Origin of the sequence: Micromonospora sp. NPDC023956, assembly GCF_040639195.1 — a bacterium.
In the GTDB taxonomy this organism is placed as follows: domain Bacteria; phylum Actinomycetota; class Actinomycetes; order Mycobacteriales; family Micromonosporaceae; genus Micromonospora.
Genome location: NZ_JBEZZN010000021.1, coordinates 20449 through 45257, shown reverse-complemented (window position 1 = coordinate 45257; position 24809 = coordinate 20449). Strand labels below are relative to the sequence as shown.

15 protein-coding genes are annotated in these 24809 nt (G+C 74.9%); 7 read left to right on the top strand and 8 right to left on the bottom strand.

Annotated features, from left to right (window positions below; all coding sequences use genetic code 11):
• Positions 1-81 precede the first annotated feature (81 nt).
• Genes AB0F58_RS27690 through AB0F58_RS27655 form a run of 8 tightly spaced genes read right to left on the bottom strand, consistent with a single transcriptional unit; the run spans position 82 to position 17755 of the window.
• Positions 82-972, bottom strand: coding sequence for a 3-hydroxyacyl-CoA dehydrogenase NAD-binding domain-containing protein (locus tag AB0F58_RS27690; protein ID WP_357148996.1), 891 nt, complete (start codon positions 970-972; stop codon positions 82-84).
• Positions 969-7175: an amino acid adenylation domain-containing protein gene (locus AB0F58_RS27685; protein WP_357148993.1), complete on the bottom strand. Its 6207-nt coding sequence runs from the start codon at positions 7173-7175 to the stop codon at positions 969-971. Before AB0F58_RS27685 ends, AB0F58_RS27690 begins: the two co-directional genes overlap by 4 nt.
• The gene (locus AB0F58_RS27680) at positions 7172-10402 is read right to left on the bottom strand and encodes an amino acid adenylation domain-containing protein (RefSeq protein WP_357148990.1); all 3231 of its coding nucleotides are present in this window, start codon (positions 10400-10402) and stop codon (positions 7172-7174) included. Before AB0F58_RS27680 ends, AB0F58_RS27685 begins: the two co-directional genes overlap by 4 nt.
• Entirely contained in the window at positions 10389-14207 is a 3819-nt protein-coding gene (locus AB0F58_RS27675; protein ID WP_357148987.1) for an amino acid adenylation domain-containing protein, read from the bottom strand. The genes AB0F58_RS27680 and AB0F58_RS27675 overlap by 14 nt, the downstream gene beginning before the upstream one ends.
• Positions 14204-15301, bottom strand: a complete 1098-nt coding sequence (locus AB0F58_RS27670; protein ID WP_357148984.1) for an HAD-IIIC family phosphatase — start codon at positions 15299-15301, stop codon at positions 14204-14206. Before AB0F58_RS27670 ends, AB0F58_RS27675 begins: the two co-directional genes overlap by 4 nt.
• The gene (locus tag AB0F58_RS27665) at positions 15298-16302 is read right to left on the bottom strand and encodes a hypothetical protein (protein ID WP_357148981.1); all 1005 of its coding nucleotides are present in this window, start codon (positions 16300-16302) and stop codon (positions 15298-15300) included. The genes AB0F58_RS27670 and AB0F58_RS27665 overlap by 4 nt, the downstream gene beginning before the upstream one ends.
• Entirely contained in the window at positions 16302-17471 is a 1170-nt protein-coding gene (locus AB0F58_RS27660) for an acyl-CoA dehydrogenase family protein (RefSeq protein WP_357148978.1), read from the bottom strand. The genes AB0F58_RS27665 and AB0F58_RS27660 overlap by 1 nt, the downstream gene beginning before the upstream one ends.
• Positions 17468-17755, bottom strand: a complete 288-nt coding sequence (locus AB0F58_RS27655) for a phosphopantetheine-binding protein (protein ID WP_357148975.1) — start codon at positions 17753-17755, stop codon at positions 17468-17470. The genes AB0F58_RS27660 and AB0F58_RS27655 overlap by 4 nt, the downstream gene beginning before the upstream one ends.
• Before the next feature lie 612 nt (positions 17756-18367).
• Between AB0F58_RS27655 and AB0F58_RS27650 the strand changes: the two genes are divergently transcribed.
• From AB0F58_RS27650 to AB0F58_RS27620, 7 genes are all read left to right on the top strand, one after another.
• Positions 18368-19300, top strand: coding sequence for a class I SAM-dependent methyltransferase (locus AB0F58_RS27650; protein ID WP_357148972.1), 933 nt, complete (start codon positions 18368-18370; stop codon positions 19298-19300).
• Positions 19297-20010, top strand: coding sequence for a fumarylacetoacetate hydrolase family protein (locus AB0F58_RS27645; RefSeq protein ID WP_357148970.1), 714 nt, complete (start codon positions 19297-19299; stop codon positions 20008-20010). Before AB0F58_RS27650 ends, AB0F58_RS27645 begins: the two co-directional genes overlap by 4 nt.
• On the top strand, positions 19973-20215 hold the full coding sequence (locus AB0F58_RS27640; protein ID WP_357148967.1) for a tautomerase family protein: 243 nt from the start codon (positions 19973-19975) through the stop codon (positions 20213-20215). Before AB0F58_RS27645 ends, AB0F58_RS27640 begins: the two co-directional genes overlap by 38 nt.
• On the top strand, positions 20212-20997 hold the full coding sequence (locus AB0F58_RS27635; protein ID WP_357148964.1) for a thioesterase domain-containing protein: 786 nt from the start codon (positions 20212-20214) through the stop codon (positions 20995-20997). The genes AB0F58_RS27640 and AB0F58_RS27635 overlap by 4 nt, the downstream gene beginning before the upstream one ends.
• A 42-nt stretch (positions 20998-21039) precedes the next feature.
• Positions 21040-22479: an aldehyde dehydrogenase gene (locus AB0F58_RS27630; protein ID WP_357148961.1), complete on the top strand. Its 1440-nt coding sequence runs from the start codon at positions 21040-21042 to the stop codon at positions 22477-22479.
• Positions 22480-22564: 85 nt separating this feature from the next.
• On the top strand, positions 22565-23542 hold the full coding sequence (locus AB0F58_RS27625; RefSeq protein WP_357148958.1) for an SRPBCC family protein: 978 nt from the start codon (positions 22565-22567) through the stop codon (positions 23540-23542).
• Positions 23543-23567: 25 nt separating this feature from the next.
• Positions 23568-24743 (top strand): zinc-dependent alcohol dehydrogenase, encoded by a 1176-nt coding sequence (locus tag AB0F58_RS27620; RefSeq protein ID WP_357148955.1) that lies wholly within the window; start codon positions 23568-23570, stop codon positions 24741-24743.
• Positions 24744-24809: the final 66 nt, after the last annotated feature.

Genomic DNA, 24809 nt, shown 5'->3' with positions numbered 1-24809 from the left:
CTCGCTGGTGATGGTGGGTGGACGGATCGGGGCGGCGGCCGCCGACGCGACCGCGCCGGTGACCGCCGCCGGGTGCGGCGCTCAACCGGGGCGGCTGCCCGGGGTGGCCCGGTAGGTGTGGAACCCCCGGCCGGACTTGCGTCCGTGGTGGCCGGCGTAGACGAGTTGTGCCAGCAGCGGGCAGGGCCGGAACTTCGGGTCGCGGTAGTGCTCGTAGAGCACGTCGAGGGAGTCCAGGATGACGTCGAGACCGATCAGGTCGGCGGTCTCCAGTGGACCCATCGGGTGACCGAAGCAGCTGCGGAAGACCTGGTCGACCTCCCGGGCCGGAGCGGTGCGTTCGTGCACCAGGAACGCGGCCTCGTTCACGGTGAGCATCAGCACCCGGTTGGAGACGAACCCGGCGGCGTCGGCCACCAGCACGGCGTCCTTGCCCATGCTGGCCAGCAGTTCCCGGGCCTTGGTGATGGTCCCGTCGCTGGTGTGCACGGCCCGGATCACCTCGACGGTGTCCTTCAGCGGGGCCGGATTCATGAAGTGCATGCCGAGCACCCGTTCCGGCTGCCGGACCCAGCCGGCGATCCGGGTGATCGGGATGGCCGAGGTGTTCGACGCGATCACCGTGCTCGGCGCGCAGGTCGCGTCGAGCGTGGCCAGGATGTCCCGCTTCACCTCGACGCGTTCCGGGCCGCACTCGATGACGAACTCCGCCTCGGCCAGCGGTTCCGGGGTCGCGGTCCAGCACATCCGCTCGGCGACCAGCGCCGGTTCGGTGCGTGGGCCGGGTCGCAGCAGCGCCCGGGTACGCAGGCCGGCCGTCAGCCGGGTACGGCCGTCGTCGAGGGCGCCGGGCACCGGGTCGTACACCACCACCCGGTAGCCCGCCTCGACGAGGCATTGGGCGACGCCGGTTCCCATGGTGCCGGCGCCCACGATGCCCGTGGTTCCCTGCACGGCTGTCGGTAGGGTCACGACCGTTCCTGCCTTCCGGTGTCGGGGCCGGACAGGTGCCCGGCCAGCGCGGCGGCCACCACCTCCGGGTGGCCGGTGAGCACGGTGTGGTGGTCGCCGGGCACGTCGGCGACGCTGGTGCGGCCGTCCACCAGGGCGGTCAGCGCCGCCACGCCGGCCCGGTCGAGCCGGCCCTGCCGGGCCCGGAGCAGCAGCACGTCGCCACGGACCGGCTCCGGCCGCCACCGGCGGACGGCCTCGCCGTTGACCCGCAGCAGCCGCAGGAAGCGACCCAGCTCGGCCGGGCCCATCCCGGCCGGCAGCAGGCCGACCCGGGCGGCGATCCGCAGCGACTCGGCCACGGGCGGGCGGACCGGGTCGGAGAGGGCGGCCAGTTCGTCCGCCGTGGCGAACGGTCGCACCCCGAGGAAGAGCAGCTCGGCGTCGTCGTCCGGGGCGGCCGGGGCCTCCTCGGTGAGGTCGGCGTCGATGAGCGCCAGCAGGTCCACCCGTTCGCCCTGCCGGGTGAGCTGCGCCGCCATCTCGAAGGCGACCAGACCCCCGAAGGACCATCCGCCGATCCGGTACGGGCCGTGCGGCACCAGGGCGCGCAGCTGCGCCAGGTACCGGGCGGCCATCTCGGGTACGGTCCGGTCGGGCTCGTGCCCCGGTCCGAGGCCGTGGGCCTGGAGGCCGTACAGCGGTTGGTCGGCGTGGAGGTACCGGGTCAGCGGCTGGTAGCAGAGCACGTTGCCGCCGGAGGGGTGCACCAGGAACAGCGGGGGTCGACTGCCCTCCGGCCGGATCGGCACCAGGCTGCGGTGCACGTACCGGTCGGCGTGGCGCAGCGCGTCGGCGAGCCCGGCCGGGGTGGCCCGCTCGAAGAGCACCGCCAGGGGCAGCCGGCTGCCGGTGACCGCCTCCAGCCGGCCGACCAGGTGGGCGGCGAGCAGCGAGTGACCGCCCCGGTCGAAGAAGTTGTCGTCGACGCCGACGCCGTCGACCCCGAGCACCTCCTCGAAGAGGCCGAGCAGCGTCGCTGTCAGGTCGTCGTGGACGGCGGTGGGAGCGGCCGGGCGGGGCGGGGCCGGCAGCGCCCGCCGGTCCACCTTCCCGCTGGCCGTCAACGGCAGCCGGGGAATCGGCACGGCGGCGGCCGGCACCAGATGGCCGGGGAGCCGGTCGGCCAGCCAGGCCCGGATCTCCGGCCAGGCCGCGCCCGGGTCGACCAGGTAGGCGACGAGTCGTCCACCGGTGTCGTCGGGGTGCAGGGCGACGGCGGCCTCCGGCACGGCCGGGTGTTCCCGCAGGGCCGCCTCGATCTCGCCCAGCTCGATCCGGTATCCCCGGTGCTTGACCTGGTCGTCGGTGCGGCCGAGGAAGTCCAGCCGGCCGTCGGGCAGCAGCCGCACCCGGTCCCCGGTGCGGTACATCCGGTCGCCGTGGCCGGTCGGGTCGACGACGAACCGCTGCGCGGTCAGCGCGGGCCGGCCGAGGTAGCCGTGGGCCACGTTCGGACCGCAGACGTGCAGCTCGCCGGGGACGCCCGGGGGCACCGGGCGGCCGGCGTCGTCGAGCACCCGCAGCCGGGTGCCGGGCAGCGGCCGGCCGATGGTGGGCCGGCGACCGTCGGCCACGCACTCGGCCAGGGTGACCGAGACCGAGCCCTCGGTGGGGCCGTACGCGTTGACCATGCGTCGTCCCGGGGCGAACCGGGCCACCAGGTCGGCGCTGAGCGGCTCGGCCCCCGCGACGAGCAGCCGCAGGTCGGGCAACGGACCGTCGGGCAGGGACGCCAGCACCGACGGGGGCAGCAGGGTCGCGCCGATCCGGTGGGTGACCAGGAAGTCGGCCAGGTCCCGGCCGACCAGCAGCCGACCGGGCGGGGCGAGCACGACCGTGCCGCCGGCGGCCAGGGTGGTGAACAGCTCGTAGACGGACGCGTCGAAGGTGCTGGAGGCGAACTGGAGCATCCGGGTGTCCCGGCCCAGACCGAGCGCCTCGACCGTGCCCCGGACGAAGGTCACCGCGCCCGCGTGCGCCACCAGGACGGCCTTGGGCCGCCCGGTCGACCCCGAGGTGTAGATCGCGTAGGCGGCGTCGGTCGGGTGGCCGGCGGGGTCGTCCGGTCCCTCGGGGACGTTCGGGTTCCCGGCGGCCGGTGGCGCGGTGAGGTCCTCCGGGCGGACCCGGAGCCCCCGCCAGGCCGGCGGCACCGGCACCGGGTCGGCGGCGACCAGGGCGGCGGCGCCGGAGTCGGTGAGCTGGAAGGCGAGCCGGTCGGCGGGGTGCTCCGGATCCAGGGGCAGGAACGCCGCACCGGCGGCCAGCACTCCGAGCACGGTGGTGACCAGGGTGACCGAGCGGGGCAGCGCGACGGCGACCAGGTCACCGCGGCCCACGCCGCGTCGGCGCAGCTCGGCGGCGGTCGCGGTGAACCGCTGGTGCAGTTCCCGGTAGGTCAGCGTGCCGTCGGCCGACTCCAGCGCGGGGTCGTCCGGCGCGATGCGGGCCCGCCGGGCGACCAGTCCGTGCAGGGTCGTCGCCGGGTCGGTGACCTCCGGCAGGGCCGGCCCGCGCAGGTCGTCGGCCCCGAGCCGGTCGACCAGCGCCGCCCGGACCGGGGCCTGCGGGTCCCGGGTCAGTTCGTCCAGGACCCGCAGCAGGTGCCGGGCCAGTTGCTCGACGGTGCCCCGGTCGAACAGCTCCGCGCTGTACTCGATGCCGGCGGGCAGGTCGGTGAAGCCCTCCCGGTCCCAGACGAAGAAGGTCAGGTCGAACTTGGCCATCCCCGGGGCGAGGCCGTTGGTGGCGGTGGTGCCGGGCACGTCGTCGTACATCCGCATCCGCAGATCGGGCAGGCGGGTGCCGAGGGTGGGCAGGGTCTGGTGGACGTACATCACGTCGAACAGCGGGTTGCGCCCGCCGTCGCGGACCGGCGCGAGGGCCTCCACGACCTTCTCGAACGGCACGTCGTCGTGTTCCAGCGCCTCCACCACCACCTGCCGGTTGCGGTGCAGCAGCTCGACGAAGGTCGGGTCGCCGGAGAGGTCGCCGCGCAGCGCCACGGAGTTGTTGAAGAAGCCGACGACGCCCCGGGTCTCCGGACGGGACCGGCCGGCGGTGGGGGTACCCACCACGACGTCCCGCTGCCCGCTGTACCGGGCCAGCAGGGTCTGGATCGCGCTGAGCACCACGGTGAAGGTGGTGGTGGAGGTGCGCTGGCCCACCGCCCGCAGCCGGGCGGCCAGCTCGGCCGGGATGGTGAACCGGATCAGGTCGCCGGTGTAGCTCCGGGTCGCCGGTCGGGGCCGGTCGGTGGGCAGGTCCAGCACCGGCGGGTCGGCGAGCCGCCGTCGCCAGTAGTCGAGTTCGGCGGTCAGCACCGCCCCGGTCATCCGGCGGCGCTGCCACGCCGCGTAGTCGCGGTAGCGGATCGGCACCGGCTCCAGCCGCGCGGCCCGCCCCTGCCGGCGCGCGGTGTACATGGCGGAGAGCTCGGTGTCGAGGATGGCCGGGCTCCACCCGTCGTCGACGGCGTGGTGCACGTTCATGAAGAGCAGGTGCTCCTCGGGGGCGACCCGCACCAGCAGGGCCCGGAACAGCGGCCCGGCCGCCAGGTCGAACGGGACCAGGGCCTCGTCGGCCACCAGCGCCGCCGCGGCGGCGTGCGGGTCCGGGCGGCCGGTGAGGTCGACCTGCCGGAGCAGGTCGGGGATCCGCTCGTCGACGACCAGGTACGGCCGTCCGTCGCGGGTGGGCATCCGGGACCGCAGCGTCTCGTGCCGCTCGGCGAAGTCGTCCAGGGCGGCCCGGAGCGCGGGTACGTCGAGCGGACCGAGCAGTTGGAAGGTGGTCGGGATGTTGTAGAGCGGGCTGTCCGGGGCGAGCTGGTGGTGGAACCAGAGGCGTTCCTGCCCGTACGACAGCACCGGCTCACCGCTCGGGGTGATCACGTCGCCGGTCTCCACGGCCGGCCGGGACCGTCGGCGGATCAGCGCGGCGAGGTCCTCGGGGCGGGGGCACTCGTAGAGGTCCAGCAGCTTGAGCCGGACACCGGTGCGCCGGTCGATCCCGTCGATGATCTCCAGGGCGGTGATGGAGTTGCCGCCGAGGCCGAAGTAGTTGGCGTCGGCGGGCACGTCGGTGCGCAGCACCTGTCCCCAGACCTCCCGGACGACCGTGGCGACGTCGTCCGGCCCGGTGGCCGCCGGCTCCTCGGCGGAGTCACCGCTGGCCGCCGTGCCCGGCCCCGGGTCGGTACGGCGCAGCCGGGCGGCCGGCAGCCAGCAGGGCTCCTCGTCGAACGGGTAGCCGGGCAGGCTGAGCCGCCGGAACGACGCGTCCGGGCCGCAGGTGCGGTGGTGCGTGGTCCAGTCGACCGCGACGCCGTGCTGGTACAGGTCGGCCACCGCGCGCAGCGCCCCGTCCGGACCGGGTGGCACCGAGACGGTGACCACGTCGTCGCGTCCCCGGGTCAGCGCCCGTACCGTGCCGAGCACCCGCTCGCCGGAGCCGACGTCGACGAAGACCACCGGTCCGTCGACGGTCAACTCCTCGACCAGTCGGGCCAGCTCGACCGCGCCGGCACCGTCACCGGCGGCGTCCACCGTCCGGTCCGGCCGGACGCCCAGCGCGGCCAGGGTGCCGTCGGCCGGGCCGTCGTGCAGGCCGACCACGGTGGGCGCGGCCAGGGCCGGCGCGGGCGGCAGGGTGCGCAGCACCGACGCCCGCTCGGTCAGCTGGGCGGCCAGACCCGCCCGGTCGGTGGCGAGGAACGCGGTGCGGTAGGCCAGGTCGACCCGGCCCTCGTTGAGGACGCGGGCCACGTCGGGCAGGGGCGCGTCGAGTTCGGCGACGGCGGCGCCGAGGCGGTGGCAGTAGGCGGCGAGCGCGGCGGGACTGGCGGCGCTGACCGTCACCAGGCGGGGGGCGTCGTCGTCGCGGCCGGGGGGCGACCGGTCCGGCTGCGGCGCCTCGGCGAGCACACAGTGCGCGTTGACCCCGACCAGGCTGACCGAGCTGACCCCACCGGCCCGTGGCCCGTGGGCCGGGGCGGGCCAGGGGCGGGCGGTGGTGACCACCGCGACGCGGGCGGCGGTGTGGTCCACCCCGGGCGGCGGGGCGGTGAAGTGCAGGGAGGGGTACAGCTCGCGGTGGTGCAGACCGAGCAGCACCTTGACCAGTCCGGCGATCCCGGCGGCGTGGTCGACATGGCCGATGTTGGTCTTGACCGAGCCGATCGGGACCGGGGTGGTGGCGTCCGGCCGGGCCAGGGCGATCCCCTCGATCTCCACCGCGTCGCCGAGGCGGGTGCCGGAGCCGTGGGCCTCCAGGTAGCCGGCGTCGGCCGGGTCGAGGCCGGCCTCCTGCCACGCGGCGCGGATCGTCTCGGCCTGGGCCTGGGCGCTCGGGGCGGTCAGGGTGGCGGAGCGGGTGCCGTTGTGCCGCACGGCGCTGCCCCGGATGACCGCGTACACGTGGTCGCCGGCGGCGCGGGCCCGGGACAGGGTGGTCAGCAGCAGGACCGCGCCGCCCTCGCCGTCACCGGTGCCGTCGGCGTCCCGGTCGAAGGCCCGGGACCGGGCGCCCGGCGACATGATCTCCGGATAGCGTTCCAGGAACCCGTCGGTCGGGTGGGCGGTCTTCACGGCGAGGCCGCCGGCCAGCGCGTACCGGGCCGCGCCGGTACGCAGTTCCTGGCACGCCTGGTGGACGGCGACCAGCGAACCGTTGCAGCCGGTGTGGACGGTCACCGAGGTGCCGGTGAGTCCGAGCAGGTAGGAGATCCGGCCGGCGACCGCCGCGGGGTTGCCGCCGAGCAGGTCCAGGGTGTCCGGTTCGGCGACCAGGTGGGCCCAGTCCGTGCTCGGGGCGCTGAGGAAGACCGCGGTGGGTGCCTCGCGCAGCGGATCCGGCCGGTAACCGGCGTCCTCGACGGCGTGCCAGGCCAGTTGCAGGGTCAGCCGGTGGTGCGGGTCCATCGCCTCCGCCTCGCGGCGGGACAGACCGAAGAACCGGTGGTCGAACAGGTCGATCCGGTCCAGGTACGCCGCCTGCGGATAGCCGGCGGCCGGGTCGAGTCCGCAGGCGGTGATGCGCGGACCCGGCAACGGCCGGACGCAGTCGCGCCCCTTGGCCAGGACCGACCGGAACCCGGCCAGGTCCGACGCGTCGGGAAACCGCACGGCGGCCCCGATGATCGCGATGTCCTCCCCGGTCACGAACCGTCCCCTCTCACGTCCGATGCCGCGACCGCCGTGCCGGCGGCCGGGCCGATCCGGTCCCGGAGCACCCGCGCCTGACGCCGCACGGTGCCCAGTTCGAGCAGTTCGGCCAGCCGGAGCCGGCCGGGCCAGGTCGCCTCGATCAGGTCGAAGAGCCTGGTGACCCGGAGCGAGTTGCCGCCGATGTCGAAGAAGTCGGCGCCGGTGGGCACGTCGGGCACCTCCAGCGCCTCGGCCCACAGCCGGGCGAGCTGCCGTTCCACCGGGGTACGGGCGGCCCGGTCCCGCACCCCGACGGTCAGCTCGACCGGGGGCAGCGCGGCCCGGTCGACCTTCCCGTTGCCGGTCAACGGCAGCCGGGGCAGCACCACGAAACCGGCCGGCACCATGTGGCCGGGCAGGATCGCCCGCAGGTGCTCGCGGAGCGCGTCGGGGTCCGGCGACGCGGCCGGGTCGGCCGGCACCAGATAGCCGGCGAGCCCACGACCGCCGGGCAGGTCGTCCCGGGCGGTGACGACCGCCTCGGCGACCGCCGGATGGCCGGCCAACGCCGCCTCGACCTCGCCGGTCTCGATCCGGAAACCCCGGATCTTGACCTGCCGGTCGATCCGGCCGAGGAACTCGATCCGGCCGTCGGGAAGGAACCGGCCCAGGTCCCCGGTGCGGTACATCCGGCTGCCGGGCGGGCCGAACGGGTCGGGCCGGAACCGTCGCGCGGTCGCGGCCGGACGGCCCAGGTAGCCACGGGCCAGGCCGGCCCCGGCGATGACCACCTCGCCGGGCACCCCCACCGGTACCGGGACCAGCTCCGGGGAGAGCACGTACACCCGGGTGTTCGGCAGCGGCCGGCCGATCGGCACCGAGGGCGCGTCCGGGTCGACCTGGGTGACCCGCTCGCACGTCGCCATCAGGGTGCACTCGGTCGGACCGTAGAGGTGGACGAAGGTGAACCGGCCCGGGTCGTGCCGGGCGAGCAGCGCGGCGGCGTGCCGGGGCGACATCAGGTCGCCGCCGACGAGGACCCGCTCGACGCCGTCGAGCAGTTCCGGCGCCGCGTCGAGCACCAGCGGCAGCTGCGGCGAGACCAGTTGCACGACGGTCACCGGGTTGCGGGTGATCCCCTCCCGCACCTGGTCGAGGAAGGGCAGGTCGGGGTCGGGAACGGCGAGCGCCCCACCGTTGAGCAGCGGCGCCCACACCTCGGTGACGGAGGCGTCGAACGCCAGGGAGGCGAGGTGCAGCACCGTCTGGCCGGGGCCGAAGTGGCCGTAGGTCACCTCGCGGACCCGGGCGACCAGCGCGCGGTGGGCGACGGCCACCCCGTTGGGGGTGCCGGTGGAGCCGGAGGTGTGGATGACGTACGCCAGGCTCTCCGGACCGCCGCGCCGGGGCGGGTCGTCGGCCGGGTGCCGGTCGAGCCCGGCGGCCGGGTCGTCGAGCAGGAGCAGCCGGGTGCCGACGTCGGCGACCCGGTCGGCGCACGCCTGGTCGGTGAGCACCACCGGCGCGGCCACGTCGTCGACGAGCGCGGCCAGCCGCCGCGGCGGGTGGCCCGGGTCCAGCGGCAGGTAGCCACCGCCGGCCTTGAGCACGCCGAGCAACGCGGCGACCGCGTCCACCGAACGGCGCAGGCAGACGCCGACCACCACCTCGGGACCGACGCCGAGGCCGGTCAGGGCGGCGGCGATCCGGTTGGCCCGCCGGTTCAGCTCCCGGTAGCTGGTCGCCACGCCGCCGGTGTGCACCGCCGGGGCGTCGGGGGCCCGACGGACCTGCTCCTCGAAGAGCTCGGCCACGGTCGCCGTGTCGGGGTACGGCACGGCGGTGTCGTTCCAGGCGTCCAGGACCAGCGCGCGTTCCCCGGTCGTCAGCAGCGGCAGGGTGGCGACCGGCCGGTCCGGTTCCCGGACGGCGGCGGCGAGCAGGGTGGTGTAGTGGCCGGCGAGCCGGGCCATCCGCGCGGCGTCGAAGATGTCCGCGCGGTACTCCAGCCGGCCGTCCAGCCGGGTGTCGGACTCCTCCACCGCGACGACCAGGTCGGTGCGGGCGAACGGGTACGCCAGCACCTCGGCGGTGGCGGTCAGGTCACCGACCCGCCAGCGACGGGTGCCGATCCGCTCGTGGGAGAACATCACCTGGAACAGCGGGGTGACCCCGGGTACGCCGGGCAGGTCCAGGGTGTCGACCACCCGCTCGAAGGGCACGGCACCGTGGGCCATCGCCTCGCGGACCGCGTGGCCGGTGGCGGTGAGCAGTTCCCGGGTGGTGGTGGACCCGGTGGCGGTCAGTCGTACGGCGACGGTGTTGAGCAGCGGCCCGAGCGTCCGGTCCAGGTCCGGGGCGTCGCGCAGGGTGACCGGCACGCCCACGCACAGGTCCGGCTGCCGGGTGTAGCGGTGCAGCAGCGCCGCCAGTCCGCCGAGCAGGGTGCCGACCAGGCTGACGCCGCACTCCCGGCCCACCTCGCGCAGCCGGGGCAGCAGCGGCGCCCCGACGGTGAACCGGTGCACCGCCGCCCGGCCCGGCGCGGTGCGGGGACGGGGCCGGTCGGTGGGCAGTTCCAGGACGGACGGCACGCCGGCCAGGCGACGCCGCCACCGGTCCAGATCGGCGCGCGCGGCGGGTGAGTCGGCCAGGGCGAGCCGCCGCTCGGTCCACTCGGCGAGCCCGACCCGGGGTTCCGGCACCGGCGACGGGCCGCCGGCGACGGCTGCGGCGTAGTCGGTGAGCAGCTCGTCGACGAGCTGCTCGACGGAGGCGCCGTCGCAGACCGTGTGGTGGACGGTGAGGCAGAGTTCGTGGTGCCGGGCGTCCAGCATCAGCAGCCGGACCCGCAGCAGGGGCAGTTCGGTGGGGGCGAAGGGACGGCGGTGCTGTGCGTCGGCCACGTCCCGGGCCCGTTGCGCGCGCTGGTGCGGTGGCAGCTGACGAAGGTCGGTGACGTCGACGGCGACGGGCGGGCCGGGCGGGTCGACGATCACCTGGTGCGGTCGGCCGTCGACGGTGTCGAATCCGGTGCGCAGCGCCTCGTGCCGGGCCACGCAGCGGGCGAGGGCGTCCCGCAGCGCGGGCACGTCCAGCGGGCCGCGCAGGTCGACCCGGACCGGCACCGGGTAGACGGCGTGGTCGTCGGCGAACCGTTCGGCCAGCCAGAGCCGCTCCTGCGCGGCGGTCGCCGGGAGCAGGCTGGCGTCCAGTTCGGTGCTCCGGTCAGCTTCGGACATCGGTACCACCTCGTCGTACTCGCAGGGTGGAGTCGGCGCCGACGACGGCCCGCACGCGGACGCGTCGGGCGGTCGGTGCCGCGGTGGGGGTGCCGGCACCGGCCCGGTCCACGGTGCCCGCCCCGGCGTCGACCAGCGCGGCGATCGTGGCGACCGTGGGGTCCAGCAGCACCTCGCGGACCGGCAGCTCGACGGCGAGCCGGTCGCGGACCATGCCGACCAGCCGGGCCAGCAGCAGCGAGTGGCCGCCCAGCTCGAAGAAGTCGACGCGGGTGCCGACCTCGTCGACGCCGAGGACCTCGGCGCAGAGGGCGGCGACCTGTCGTTCGGTGGCGGTCGCCGGCCGGTCGACGGGTCGGTCCCGGCCGACCGGCCGGGTGGGGACGGCCGCCAGCGCGGCAAAGTCGATCTTGCCGTTGGGGGTGAGCGGCGGGCGGTCCAGGACCGCGTACCGCACCGGGCAGATCGCCTGCGGCAGGGCGCGGGCGGCGTGGGTGGCGACGACGCGCAGGTCGGGGCTGGCCCCCGGTTCCCGGACCAGGTAGGCGGTGAGCCCCGCACCCGGGCCGTCGACCGCCACCGTGACCACGGCGCGGCGCACCCCGGGGGCAGCGCCGAGCACCGCCTCGACCTCCTCCGGGTCCACCCGGATGCCACGCACCTTGACCTGCCGGTCCACCCGTCCGAGCAGCACGAGCTGACCGTCGGGCAGCATCCGGCCCCGGTCCCCGGTGCGGTACATCCGGCTGCCCGACGCGGGGGCGTACGGGTCGGGCCGGAACCGGTCGGCGGTGTGGCCGGGCCGGCCCCGGTAGCCCTGGGCGACCCCCGCCCCGCCGATCCACACCTCGCCGGGTTGGCCGACCGGGACCGGCCGCAGCCGGTGGTCGAGCACGTAGACGGACGTGTTGGGCATCGGCGGACCGACCGGCCACCGGTACGCCGCCGCGCGACCGGCCAGCTCGGGGCCGGCGGTCGGCAGCGCGCCGATGGTGGTGTCCACGGTCGCCTCGGTGACGCCGTAGGTGTTGACCACCTCGGTCCCGGTCGGCAGCAGCCGCAGCAGCAGGTGGTGGTCGGCCGCGGTCCACGGTTCCACACCGAGGGCGACCAACCGCATGCTGGGCAGCGGCGCGGCGTGGTCGAGCAGCGGCCGCAGCACCGACGGGACGAACTCGGCGGTGGTGACCCGTTCCCGCCACAGCAGCTCGTGCAGGCGCACCGGATCGACGACGTCCTCGTCGGGCACGATCACCAGCCGGGCACCGGAGCAGAGCGCGCGGACCAGCTCCCCGCTGAACACGTCGAAGGCCGGTCCGGCGAGCTGGGCGAGGGCCGTGTCCGGTCCGAGGCGGTAGCGGCGGTGCCAGCCGAGATGGGCGTTGACCAGGGCCCGGTGGCTGACCGCGGTGCCCTTCGGGGTGCCGGTGGAGCCGGAGGTGAACAGCAGGTAGGCGGTGTTGTCCGGTCCGGCCCGGCCGGTCGACGCCGACGACCGCTCCGGGGTGGGGCGCCCTTCCGGGGCCGGTGACCGGTCGAGGGCCGGGCGACGGTCCGGGAACAGCAGCAGCCGGCGGTCGGTGTCCGCCGCCGCGCCGGTGACGTCCTCCAGCGGGTCCGCGCCGTCGTCGTCGGCGAGCCGGGCGGCCAGCGGGGTCCGGGTCAGCAGCAGCCGCGCGTCACCGTCGCGCAGCATGGTCCGCCACCGCTGTCGCGGGTGCCGCGGTTCCAAGAGCAGGTACGCTCCGCCGGCCTTGAGGACGGCCAGCAGGTCGACGACCAGGTCGGCGGAGCGTTCGGCGAGCACCCCCACGGTGGTCTCCGGGCCGACCCCGGCGGCACGCAGCCGCCCGGCCAGTTCCCCGGCCGCCCGGTCCAGCTTCGCGTAGGTCATCCGGCGCTCCCGGTCGACCACCGCGACCGCCTCCGGCCGAATCCGGGCCTGCTCCTCGACGAGTTCGGGCACGGTGCGCGACGGCACGGCCAGCACCTCCCCGTGGGCGACCGAGTCCCCGGCGCGGGCGGCGGCGAGGTCCCGGACCGGCCGGTCGGGATCGGCCACCACCTGCGCCAGCAGGGTGGTCAGGTCGTCGGCGAAGCGCCGCGCCCAGGCCGCCGAGTACCGGTCGGCGCGGTACTCCAGGGCAGCCAGCAACGCCTCACCGCTGTCCTCGACGGTGAGGGTGAGGTCGAACTTGGCCTCCCGACCCGGCGTCTCGAAGCGGTGCAGACCCACCGGGCCGCCGTCGAGGGCGCGCACCTCGACGCCCGGCAACGACAACTCGTCCGGGGGGAACGAGTGCAGGTCGAACATCACCTGGAACAGCGGGTTGCGGTCCGGGTCGCGGACCGCGCCGGCGGCCTCGATGACCGCGTTGAGCGGGGCGTCCTGGTGTTCCAGCGCGCCGAGCACCCGCCGGCGGCCCTCCCCGAGCAGGTCCCGGAAGGTGGGGGCGGACCCGAAGCGGGCGCGCAGCACGACGGTGTTGACGAACATTCCGATCAGCTGGTGGAAGGCCGGCCGGGGGCGGTGGGTCAGCGGCGTACCGAGCAGCAGGTCGTCCTGGCCGGTGCGGTGGTGCAGGACGGTCGCGTAGGCGGTGGCCAGGGCGACGAAGAGGGTGACCCCGGTGGTACGACAGAGGTCGCGCACCCCGGCGGCCAGGGCGGGTGCCACGGTGAACCGCAGGAGTTCCCCGGGTCCGTCCGGCCCGGGGTCGCCCGGCAGGTCACCCGGCACGTCGAGCACCGTCCGGGCGTCGGCGAGCTGGTCGCGCCACCAGTCCAGGCGGGCCCGGCGGTCCCGTCGCCAGGTGGTCGCCTGGAACTCGACGTAGTCCCGGTAGCCGGGGCGCGCCGGGGCCGGGGCGGGCGCGGGGGCCGGGGCGGGCGCCGGGGCGGGCGCCGGGGCGGGCGCGCCGGTCGCCGCGCGGTAGCCGGCACCGAGCGCCCGGAAGAGCAGACCGAGCGACCAGCCGTCGAAGGCGATGTGGTGGGCGGCCACCAGCAGGACGTGTTCGTCGTCGGCGGTGCGCAGCAGCCGGGCCCGCAACAGCCGACCGCCGGTGAGGTCGAACGGGGTGTCCCGTTCGTGGCGTACCGCCGCCGCCACGCCGGCCGCCGGGTCGGCGTCGCCCCGCAGGTCGGTCACCGGCAGCGGGAAGCGCCACGGGGCGACCGGCACGGCGCGGGGCACCCCGTCGGCGTCCAGCCGGTAGCGGGTCCGCAGAGGCTCGTGGCGCTCGACGACCGCCTGGAACGCCGCGCGGAGGGCCTCGACGGCGAGGTCACCGCGCAGCCGTACCGCACCGGAGAAGACGTACCGGGTGGCGTGCGGCTGGGACCAGGCCAGGTACCACTGGGTCTGCTCGGCGTGGGACAGCGGCCGGGTCGGGGACCCCGACGACGGCACGGCGGGGGTGGCCGGGCCCGCTCCGGTGGCCGGCCCGGCGTCGGCCGGCGGCGCCGCGCCCCCGGCCGGCACGACGGCGACCGGGGCGACGCCGTCGGGCGCGTCGGTCGGGGCAGCCCCGGTCGGGGCGGCGTCGTCGGGTGCGGCGGACAGTTCGGCGGCGAGGGCGTCGACCAGGGTGTCGATCCGGTCGTGCTCGAGCAGCAGCCAGGGGCGCACCGGGACGCCGAGGCCGGTCTCCAGCCGCGCCGCCACCCGCATCGCGCGCATGGAGTTCACCCCGAGGTCGCGTAGCGAGCGGTCGGCGGCGAGCTGGTTGGCGTCCGTCCGCAGCACCGCCGCCACGGCCGCGCGCACCCGGGCGGCCAGCTCGGTCGGGTCGAGGGGGCTCATCGGCGGCCTGCCGGTGGCATCGGATCGGCGACCCCCGCCGGCTCCGCGTCGTCGCCGTCGACGATGCGCACGTGGGCCGGGGCCGGAGCGGGCGCGGCGGTGGGGTCGATCGCGAGCAGCAGGACGCCGTCGCGCTCCCCCGCCGGGGCGAACCCGGCGAAGCGCAGGTTCACCAGCATGATCCGGTTGACGCTGGACGGGATGAACTCCGCGCACGGCCGGCGTCCGGCCGACCGGGCCCGGGCGACGACGTGGTGCAGCAGGGCGCTGCCGGCTCCCCGGGAGACCACCCGGCAGGACATCAGCAGCAGAGTGAGCACGTGGTCGTCGCCGGTCAGCTCGCTGACCGCCAGACCGATCGTGCCGTACGAGCCGTACCGGTCGGTCAGCGACGCCACCAGCACCTCGTGCCGGCGGTCGACGCACAGCGCCCGTAGCTGCTCCATCGAGTAGGTACGCCCGGTGGTGTTGAGCTGGTGGGTGCGGACGGTCAGTTCCCGGGCCCGTTCCAGGTCCTCCTCGCGGGCCCGGCGCACCGTCATCACCAGGTCGAGTCCGGCCAGGAACTCGGTCCGGTGTGCCCCGGCGCGCTCCTCGTCGCCGCGACGGCGCTGTTCGGCCTGGTACATCGTCCGCCGCCGCCGGGCGTCCTCGGTGACCCGCTCGGGCACGAACTCCGGCCGGTCCGGCAGGTCGGCCGCCGCGCTGTGCGGGTAGCAGCGGACCATGGGCAGGGCGTCGGCCACCTCGTCGCGTTCGGACGGATCGTTGTCGACGAAGGCGAACGAGTCCGGGTTCAGGTTGAGGGCCGCGGCGGTCCGGGTCACCGCGACGGATTTCGCGTCCCAGCCGATCTCGACGTGCACGAAGTAGTCGAGCAGCCCCAGGTCGCGCAGGTGCGCGACGGCGCGGTCGTGGTCGCCGCGACTGGCGACGGCGTGCAGGATGCCCCGCCCGTCCAGCGTGCGCAGCGTGTCCACCACCTCCGCCCGGGGCCGGGGGACGTCACCTTCGAGCAGCACGCCGTCCCACAGTGTGTCGTCGAGGTCCCAGACCACGCACTTGACCCCGACGGGCTCGGTCGCTCCGCTCACCGTGGTGATCCTTCCTTCCGGTCGTCGTCGGGCAGGTACTCGAACAGGGCCGAACTCCAGGCGGCCACCGGGCTGCTGTTCATCACCAGCACCCGGTCCCCGGCGCGCAGTGCGGGCGCCGCCCCGGCCAGGTTGAGCAGCACGTCGGCGGAGCCGAGGTGGCCGTACTCGCGCAGGTTGCGGACGCAGACCGGAAGCAGCTCGACGTCGAGGGCCTCCTGCCAGAAGGCGAACGCGCCGGTCGAGAGGTTCTGCATCACGTAGCGCACCTCGTCGGCCCGCAGCCCGTTGCGGGCCAGCAGTTCGGCGTTGAGGTCGGCCAGCCGCCGCCGGCTCTCCAGGGCCAGCCGGAAGGAGTAGGTGTGCGGGTCGGCGCACTCCTCCTGCCAGCGGGACGCCGGGCGGTCGCGGTAGCGGATCCGGAACAGGTCGGCGTACTCGCCGTTGCTGGTCAGGATCTGGTCGACCAGCCGGAAGCCACTACCCGGGGACGACGTGACGAGCGCGGCCAGCCCGCCGTCGCCGAGCACGGTCATCGGTGGGCGGTACCGGGCCGCCGTGGCCGCGCGGGCGCCCATGGCGACCAGTCCGGTGCGCCAGCCGGGGTTGGCGGCGAAGAGTCCGGAGCAGACGGCGAGGGCGGCCGAGGAGGAGACGCAGCCCAGCTCGCCGACGCCGAGGGTGACCGCGTGGCTGGCACCGACCAGCCGCTGTACCCGGGTGGCCTCACTGGAGAGCAGGTGCTCGGGGGCGCGCCCCTGCACCAGCAGCAGCACGTCGACCTCGGCCGGGTCGGTGCCGGTCTCGGCGAGCGCGGCGCTGGCGGCCCCGGCGGCGAGCGACACCTCGCCGAGGTCACCCGCGTCGCGTACCCGCTCGACGCCCAACCGGAGCACGGCGGTCCGCTGCGCCTCGTCGGCGGCGGCGAGTTCGGGGAGCCCGGCGACGGGGCACACGCGTTCGGGCAGGAAGGTGGCGACCCGGCGGACGTACAACGGCATCAGCCGACCCCCTGCCCGGCCGTCGCGGTACCCGCCCAGCGGCGGAACTCGGCGTCGCAGACGTGGTCCTGGCAGATCTCGTCGGCTCCCTCGATGATCTGCATGATCTTGGCGTCCCGGAAGAACCGCTCGGCGGGGTGGCCCGGCGCGCAGCCCTGCGCGCCGAGCACCTGCACCGCGTCCCGGGTAACCCGCGCCGCCGCCCGGGCCGCGACGTACTTGGCCAGCATGGTCCGGTCCGGTCGGGGGCGGGTCTGCCGCCACCGCGCGGCGTCCTCGCAGACCAGCCGGGCGGAGGTGACCGCGGCGACCATGTCGGTGACCAGCCGGCGGACCAGTTGCCGGTCGGCGAGCACACCGGTGCCGGTACGGCGGGACACCGCGTGCCGGGCGCTGAGTTCCAGGCACGCCTCGGCCATGCCCACACAACCCCAGGCGACGCTGAACCGCCCGTGGTCCAGCGCGGCGGCCACCACGTGGGTCAGCCCGACCCCGGCCCCGGCGAGCTGGTTGCCGGCCGGCACCACGGCCCCGTCCAGTGCGACGTCGGCCAGCATGGCGGCGCGCAGGCCGAGTTGTCCCCGGACGGGGTGCACGGTCAGGCCGGGGGTGTCCCGGGGTACGAGCACGGCGGTGGGGCCGGCGTCGGAGACGCCCAGCACGAGGAAGACCCGCGCCAGCTCGCCGAAGGTCACCCAGCGCTTGCGACCGGTGATCCGCAGGCCGGCCGGGATGCGGTCGATCCGGGTACGGACGCCGGCCAGGTCGCTGCCCGAAGTGTCCTCGGTGGCGGCGAGCGCGGCGAGGACCGTGCCGTCGGCGAGTCGGGGCAGCCAGGTGGCACGTTGGGACGCGTCCCCGCGCCGGGCGAGCACGTCGGCCACCATGGACTGCACGGTGACGAGGCTGCGCACCGAACTGCACACCGCGCCGAGCCCGGCGCAGAGCCGGCCGAAGGTCATCGCGTCCAGGTCGGCCCCGCCGTAGGCGGCCGGGACGGCGGCGCCGAGCCAGCCGTTGCCGCGCACCGCGTCGAGGACCTCGGTGGGCAGCCGGCCGGCCCGGTCCCACTCCCCCGCGTCCGACCGGTACCGCTGACGGAACCCGGCCAGCCCCGACACGGGTTCCGTGCCGGCGGGGGCGGGCCGGACGCGGACGTCGCCGGTCACGGACGTGGCTCCGGCGCGCCGGCGCGGCCACCCCGCTTGGCGTCGACCAGGTCGGTCATGCTGGCGATGCTGCGGAAGTTGGCCAGGTCGAGGTCCTCGATTTCGAGGACGACCGCGAAGGTGCGTTCGATGAACGTCACCAGTTCGAGGGCGAACAGGGAGTTGACGTAGCCCAGGGCGAAGATGTCGTCCGTGCGACCGAGGCGCCGGTCGCCGAATTCCGTTTCGAGGTAGTCACGGATGATCGGCTCCGGGTCGTACTGACCGGCGACTTGCTCGTCCAATTCGAGTGACAAGGTAGTCCCCAAACACGCGAGTGACAATTAAGGCTGACCCCCTCCATTGGTACACGCAGATTCGGCACGAAAACAGCATTGACTTTTGTCAACCCCACTGGTACGATTCCCTAACATTGATATTCACCTTTACTAAATGGCTCGTTGAAATTTAGTTAAGCCCCCTCGTCGGCCATCGGCGATCCGGGCGGCGAGCACACCACCAGCCATCCGGACACCCCCCCTTCCAGCCACGACGACCAGGCCTTACCCCCATCGCCACACCGGGCGATGGGGGTTTACGACGTACCGGTCGGCACCGGGGCACCAGGGGCCGGAAAGCGCTTCGGCGACCGCTGGCGAAGCTCCGCACGACCCCCTGACCGGCCCCGGGCCGACACTGGCTGCGTTTACTGGCACAGCACGCGGTGTGCAGTGGACAGAGATTGTCGATAGATTGATGACGGTGATAGCTTCTGCTCTTGGCCGCAACGGCACCGGCCACACCATGCCCGTAGGCCGCAACCGATTTTCCGGAGGCCGATAATGGTCCTTGGCAACCTGGCACCCACCTCAACCCCGCATGCCCGTCCCGCGTTCGACGTGTTCCAGGGTTTTGCGTTGTGCGCCGTCCTGGCGTCGCTGGAGACCACCGGCGCGCTGGACGTTCTCGTCCGCGACGGCGACTGGAACGGTCTCGCCGCCGACGGCGAGGAACTGCTCGCCGCCGAACTGCTGCGCTACCTCACCGAACGGGGCATGGTGCACCGGCACGACGGCCGGTACGCGCTGACCCCGCTGGCCGAGGCCGTCCGCGCGGACGTCGGCTACCTGGTCTGGCTCTGCGGGGGCTACGGCGTCCCGCTGCGTTCCGTCGGGGATCTCCTCACCGGCGCGGTCCGCTACGGCACGGACATCCGGCGGGACGGGCGCGGGGTCGCCGTGGGTTCGGCCATCGTCGGCGCGCGGGACCTCGTCCCACCGGCCCGGGAGTTGCTGGACGGCGTCGGCGTCGACCACGTCGTCGACCTCGGCTGCGGCAACGCGCGGTTCCTGCTGTCGGTCTGCCGGGCCACGGACGCCGCCGGACTCGGCCTCGACGTGAACGCCGACGCCTGCGCCGAGGCCCGCCGTGAGATCGACGCGGCCGGCGTCGGCGACCGGATCGCGGTCCGCTGCGCCGACGCCGGATCGCTCGACGGCATCCCGGAACTGGCCCGCACCGACCTGGTCATCGCGTTCTTCCTGCTGCACGAGATCCTCGCCGACGGGCGTCCGGCGCTCGTCGGCTACCTGCGGGACCTGGCCGACCGGCTACCCGACGGCGCGCACCTGCTGGTCGCCGAGGTCTCGCCCGACCCGGCCCGGCCCACCGGCGGCCACCTGTTCAATCCCGAGTTCACGCTGGTGCACGCGATGATGCGGCAACGGCTGATGGACGAGGCAGGCTGGCGGGAAACCTTCGCCGCCGGTGGCTTCGAGCTGGTGCGCGCGGTCCATCCCCGGATGCCCGGCAGCCTGCTGATGCTGGCCCGGAAGGGAGCATCGAGGTGACCGACGTCGCCGTCCGGGCCCTGCGGGACACGGTCCGCGCCGCCCGCGCCGACCGCCGGCCCACCGCCGGCAACCGGTTCGGCACCGTGCCGCTGGCCGACGCCTACCGGATCCAGGCCGACCTCTTCGGTGCCCCCGCCGCCTGGAAACTCGGCCTGCTCAGCCCGGCCAAGCAGCGGCAGATGGGGCTGACCGAACCCATCTACGGACGGGTTCCCGCGCCCCAGCTGCGAACCGGCCCGGTCCGACTGGCCGATTTCCTCCAGCCCCGGGTCGAACCGGAGTTGGCGGCGGTGCTCGGCGCGGACCTTCCGGCGGACGCCACCCCGGCGCAGGCCGAGGAGGCGGTCAGCCACCTGGTGCTGGCCCTCGACGTCCTGGACAGCGCCTGGCGGGACTACCGGTTCTGTGCCGCCGAGGTGGTCGCCGACAACTCCTCCGGCGGCGCGGTGGTCCTGGCCGCCGAACCCGTCGACCACCGTACGGGGGTCCTGCGACTCACCCTGGACGGCACCACGCTGGCCGAGGGCGACCTGGCCGACCTGGCCCCGCCCGCCCCCCAACTCGCCTGGCTGGCCGGTCAGGTCGGTGGCCTGGCCGCCGGCAGTCGGGTGCTGCTCGGCTCCCCGGCCGCCTCGGTGCCGGCCCGCGCGGGCTCGCTGGTGGTGCACGGTGGCGGGCGCACCCTCACCGTCGCGATCCAACCCTGACCGGAGGTCACCCATGCCGTTCATCCAGGTCACCATGTCCACCGGCCGGACCGCCCAGCAGAAGCGGGACCTGCTCGCCGCGCTGGCCGACGCGGTCAGCGCCACCATCGGCGCCCCCCGGGAGGCGGTCCGCGCGTGGATCGTCGAGGTCGACCCGGCCGAGGTCATCGCCGGTGGCGTCATCCTCGCCGACCGAGAGTCATGACCGGCGACCGCTGGTGGCAGATCCCGGTGGCCCGGCCCGACGCGCGGGCCCGGCTGATCTGCCTGCCACACGCCGGCGGCGGACCGGCCGGCTACGCGCACTGGGCGGGACAGGTCACCGGCATGGAGGTGGTGCTGGTGCGGCCACCGGGTCGGGAGGCCCGCTACGCCGAGCCCCCGTACACCCGCATCGGACCACTCGTGGCCGACCTCGCCACGGCGCTGCGCCCCCTGCTCGACGGCCGCTACGTGCTCTACGGGCACAGCCTCGGCGCGCTGGTCGGCTACGAACTGCTCCAGCACCTGCGCGGGTCGGGCGGACGGCTGCCCGACCGGCTGGTCGTCTCCGGTGCGGAGGCGCCGGACGTCGGCCGCCGCGCCGGTCATCTCCTGCACCACCTGCCCGACGACGTGCTGATCGACCGGGCCGCCGAACTCGGCGGCACCCCGCCGGCCCTGCTGGCCAACCGGGACCTCCTGCGGCTGCTGCTGCCCACCCTCCGGGCCGACCTGGAGGTCGCCGAGACCTACCGGTGGACCCCCCGCCCCGCCCTGCCGGTGCCGATCCACGTCTTCCACGGCCGACGCGACCCGCTGGTCACGCCGGAGGCGGCGGCCCGGTGGCACGCGCACACCGACGTGGCGTTCGACCTCACCCCGCTGCCCGGCGGGCACTTCCTCGATCCGGTGGAGGAGTCCGTGCTGCTCGCCGCGTTCGACCGGCCCCCCGGGGACGGCAGCGGGACGGACGGCGCGGTGCTGGGCCGAAGGCCCGGGAGCTGAACACCGACGAGCACCGCGTACACCCGACGGGAAGGAGACATCGTGGCAACCGGCTTCGTCGCACACGTCATCGACGGGGAACTGGTGGAGTCGGTCCGTGGGAACCGCTTCGAGTCGGTGGACCCGTGGACCCGCGCCCCGTGGACCGAGGTCGCCCTCGGTGACCGGACCGACGTCGACCGGGCCGTCCGGGCGGCCCGCGCCGCCGCCGACCAGGGCCCCTGGCCACGGATGGGACACACCGAACGCGGCCGACTGCTGCACCGGCTGGCCGACCTGATCGTCGCCAACGGCGACCTGCTCGCGCGCACCGACACCACCGACATGGGGCGGCCGGTCACCTCCACCGTCGGCCGGGACGTCCCCCGGGCGGCGGCGAACTTCCGGTTCTTCGCCGACCACGCCCGCCTCACCCCGGCCGAGGCGCTCCCCTCCGACCACGGACACCACGCCTACACCCGCTACGAACCGGCCGGTGTGGTCGCCGCGATCGCGCCGTGGAACCTCCCGCTGATGCTCTCCTCCTGGAAGATCGCCCCTGCCCTGGCCTGGGGAAACACCGTGGTACTCAAGCCCGCCGAGCAGAGCCCGGCGTCGGCGACGCTCCTCGCCCGGCTGGCCCTGGAGGCCGGGATACCGCCCGGGGTGCTCAACGTCGTGCACGGCCCCGGGGCCGACGGTGTCGGCCAGGCGCTCACCGAACACCCGGGCATCGACCGGATCACCTTCACCGGGGAGTCGGCCACCGGACGGGCGGTCTCCACCGCCGCCGCCCGCCACCACGTACCGGTGAGCCTGGAACTGGGCGGCAAGAACGCCGCGCTGGTCTTCGCCGACGCCGACCTGGACGTCGCCGTACGGACGGCCGCCGCGGCGGCCTTCGGCAACGCCGGCCAGATGTGCCTCTCCGGTAGCCGGATCTACGTGGAACGCCCGGTGCACGGGGAGTTCGTCGAGCGGCTGCACGCCGCCGGCCGGGCGATGACCGCCGGCGACCCCGGCGACCCGGCCACCGAGATCGGACCGCTCGCCTCCGCGGCGCACCACCGCAAGGTCACCGACCACCTGACCCGCGCCCGCGCGGACGGGTGCCGGGTGTACGGCGGCGACGGTTCCGGCTGGCTCGTCCGGCCGACGGTGCTCACCGACGTGCCCCGGCACGCCCCGGTGCAGACCCGGGAGGTCTTCGGGCCGGTGGCCACGGTGACCCCGTTCGACCACGAGGAGGACGCGGTCCGGCTCGCCAACGACACGCCCTTCGGCCTCAGCGCGACGGTGTGCACCACCGACCTGTCCCGCGCCCACCGGGTCGCCGCGCGGCTGCGCGCCGGCACCGTGTGGGTCAACTGCTTCTTCGTCCGGGATCTGCGCGCCCCCTTCGGCGGGGTCGGTGCCTCGGGAGTCGGCCGGGAGGGCGGGCTGTTCAGTCGGGACTTCTTCACCGAGCCCAAGACCGTGGTGATCGACATCGCCGGCTGCTGACTTCGTCGGCGCGTCGAGGTGTGAGCGCCCTCCTGCCGGGAAGACCGGGGCCTCACAGCAGACGGGTCCGGACGGGGGTGGGCAGGTGGCCAGGAGCCGCGCCAACACCATGGGCGTACGGTCGGTGACCGACGCGCTGGGTATCGAGCGCGGGCGGCGGGATCGTGGGGGCGAGGGCACGGCCCGAGCCCTCGGATGGCTGAGCCTCGGTCTCGGGGCGGCACTCCTGCGCGCCCCGGACGGCGTCGGTCGCCTCTGTGGCGTCGACGACTCCCCCACCGCGCGGACCGTACTGCGGATCGTGGGGCTGCGCGAGGTCGGCCACGCGGCGGCCCTGCTGATCCCGAGAAGGCCCGGCTGGGCGGTGTGGACCAGGGTCGCGGGTGACCTGGTGGACCTCGCGGCCTGCGGCAGCGCGGCAGGGCGACGCCGCGGCGAGCGACGCCGGCGGGCGACCACCACGACCTGGGTGCTCGCCGCGATCACGGCGGTGGACCTCACCACGGCGATCCGGGCGACCCGGGGTCGGCGGCTGCCCGGCGACAGCCGGGTGGAGGCGTCGGTGACGGTCAACCGCACCCCGGAGGAGACCTACCGGTTCTGGCACGACTTCGAGAACCTGCCCCGGTTCATGCAGCACCTGCGGTCGGTCCGGGTCACCGGCCCCCGGCGGTCCCACTGGGAGGCGAAGGCGCCCGCCGGGAGGACCGTCCGGTGGCATGCGGAGGTCATGTCGGACCTGCCCAACGAGCTGATCACCTGGCGGTCGGTCGGCCGGACGCGGGTGCCCAACTCCGGTTGCGTGCGCTTCGTCCCGGTGGCCGAGGGGCAGGGCACGGAGGTGTGGGTCGAACTCGGGTACGCCGCACCGGGCGGGCGCCTCGGCCGGTTGGCCGCCCGGGTGTTCGGCGAGAACCCGCAGCAACAGGCCCGCGACGACCTGCGACGGTTCAAGCAGGTCATCGAGACGGGCGAGATCACGCGCTCGGACGCCGTCCCGGAGGGAACGAGCGTCCATCAGCAGATGATGCAACACGCGGCGCAGCCGACGCGGGTGCGCTGACCGGCGGCGAGAGACGGGATCACCGATGAGAGCCAACTGCTGGATCGCCCCGAACCGGGTGGCGATGCGGGACGTACCGGACCCCCGGATCCTCAACCCCCGAGACGCCGTCGTACGGATCACCTCGTCGGCGATCTGCGGCTCGGACCTGCATCTGCTCGACGGCTACATCCCGGCCATGAAGAAGGGCGACATCCTGGGCCACGAGTTCATGGGCGAGGTCGTCGAACTGGGGCCGGGTGTTCGCGACGGCCTGCGGGTCGGTGACCGCGTGGTGGTCGCCTTCCCGATCTCGTGCGGCGACTGTTTCTCCTGCCGGCGCGGCCTCTACTCGGTGTGCGAGAACTCCAACCCCAACGCCGCCACCGCCGAACTGGCGATGGGCCACTCCCCCGCCGGGATCTTCGGCTACTCGCACCTGCTCGGCGGTTACGCCGGCGGGCAGGCCGAGTACGTACGCGTCCCCTACGCCGACGTCGGCGCGCTCAAGGTCGACGACGACCTGCCCGACGAGAAGCTGCTGTTCCTCTCCGACGTGCTCCCCACCGGCTACCAGGCCGCCGACATGTGCGACATCACCCCCGGCGACACCGTCGCCGTCTGGGGCGCCGGACCGGTCGGACAGTTCGCCGCCCTCAGCGCCTTCCTGCTCGGCGCGGACCGGGTGATCGTCATCGACCGGTTCCCGAACCGGCTGCGGATGGCCGAGGAGCACACCGGCGCGGAGACCATCAACTACGAGGAGACCGACGTCCTGGAGGCCCTGCGGGACCGGACGGCGGGACGCGGGCCGGACGCCTGCATCGAGGCCGTCGGCATGGAGGGGCACCACGCCTCGGCGGCGCTGCACGCCTACGACCGGGCCAAGCAGGCCGTCCGGGTGGAGACGGACCGGCCGCCCGCCCTGCGCGAGGCGGTGCTCAGCTGCCGCAACGGCGGCACGGTCTCGGTGGTCGGGGCGTACGGCGGCTTCATCGACAAGTTCCCGATGGGCTCGTTCATGAACCGCTCCCTGACCATGCGCTCCGGTCAGGCCCACGTGCAGCGGTACATGCGGCCCCTGCTGGAACGGATCCGCCGGGGCGAGATCGATCCGAGCTTCGTGATCACCCACGTCATGAAGCTCGACGACGCGCCGCGCGGCTACGACATCTTCAAGAACAAGCAGGAGGACTGCGTCAAGGTGCTGCTCAAGGCGTAGACCACCGGGCCGTCGCGACGTCGCGCAGCCCAGCACCCGCACGACATGATCACCTTGAGGTACCGA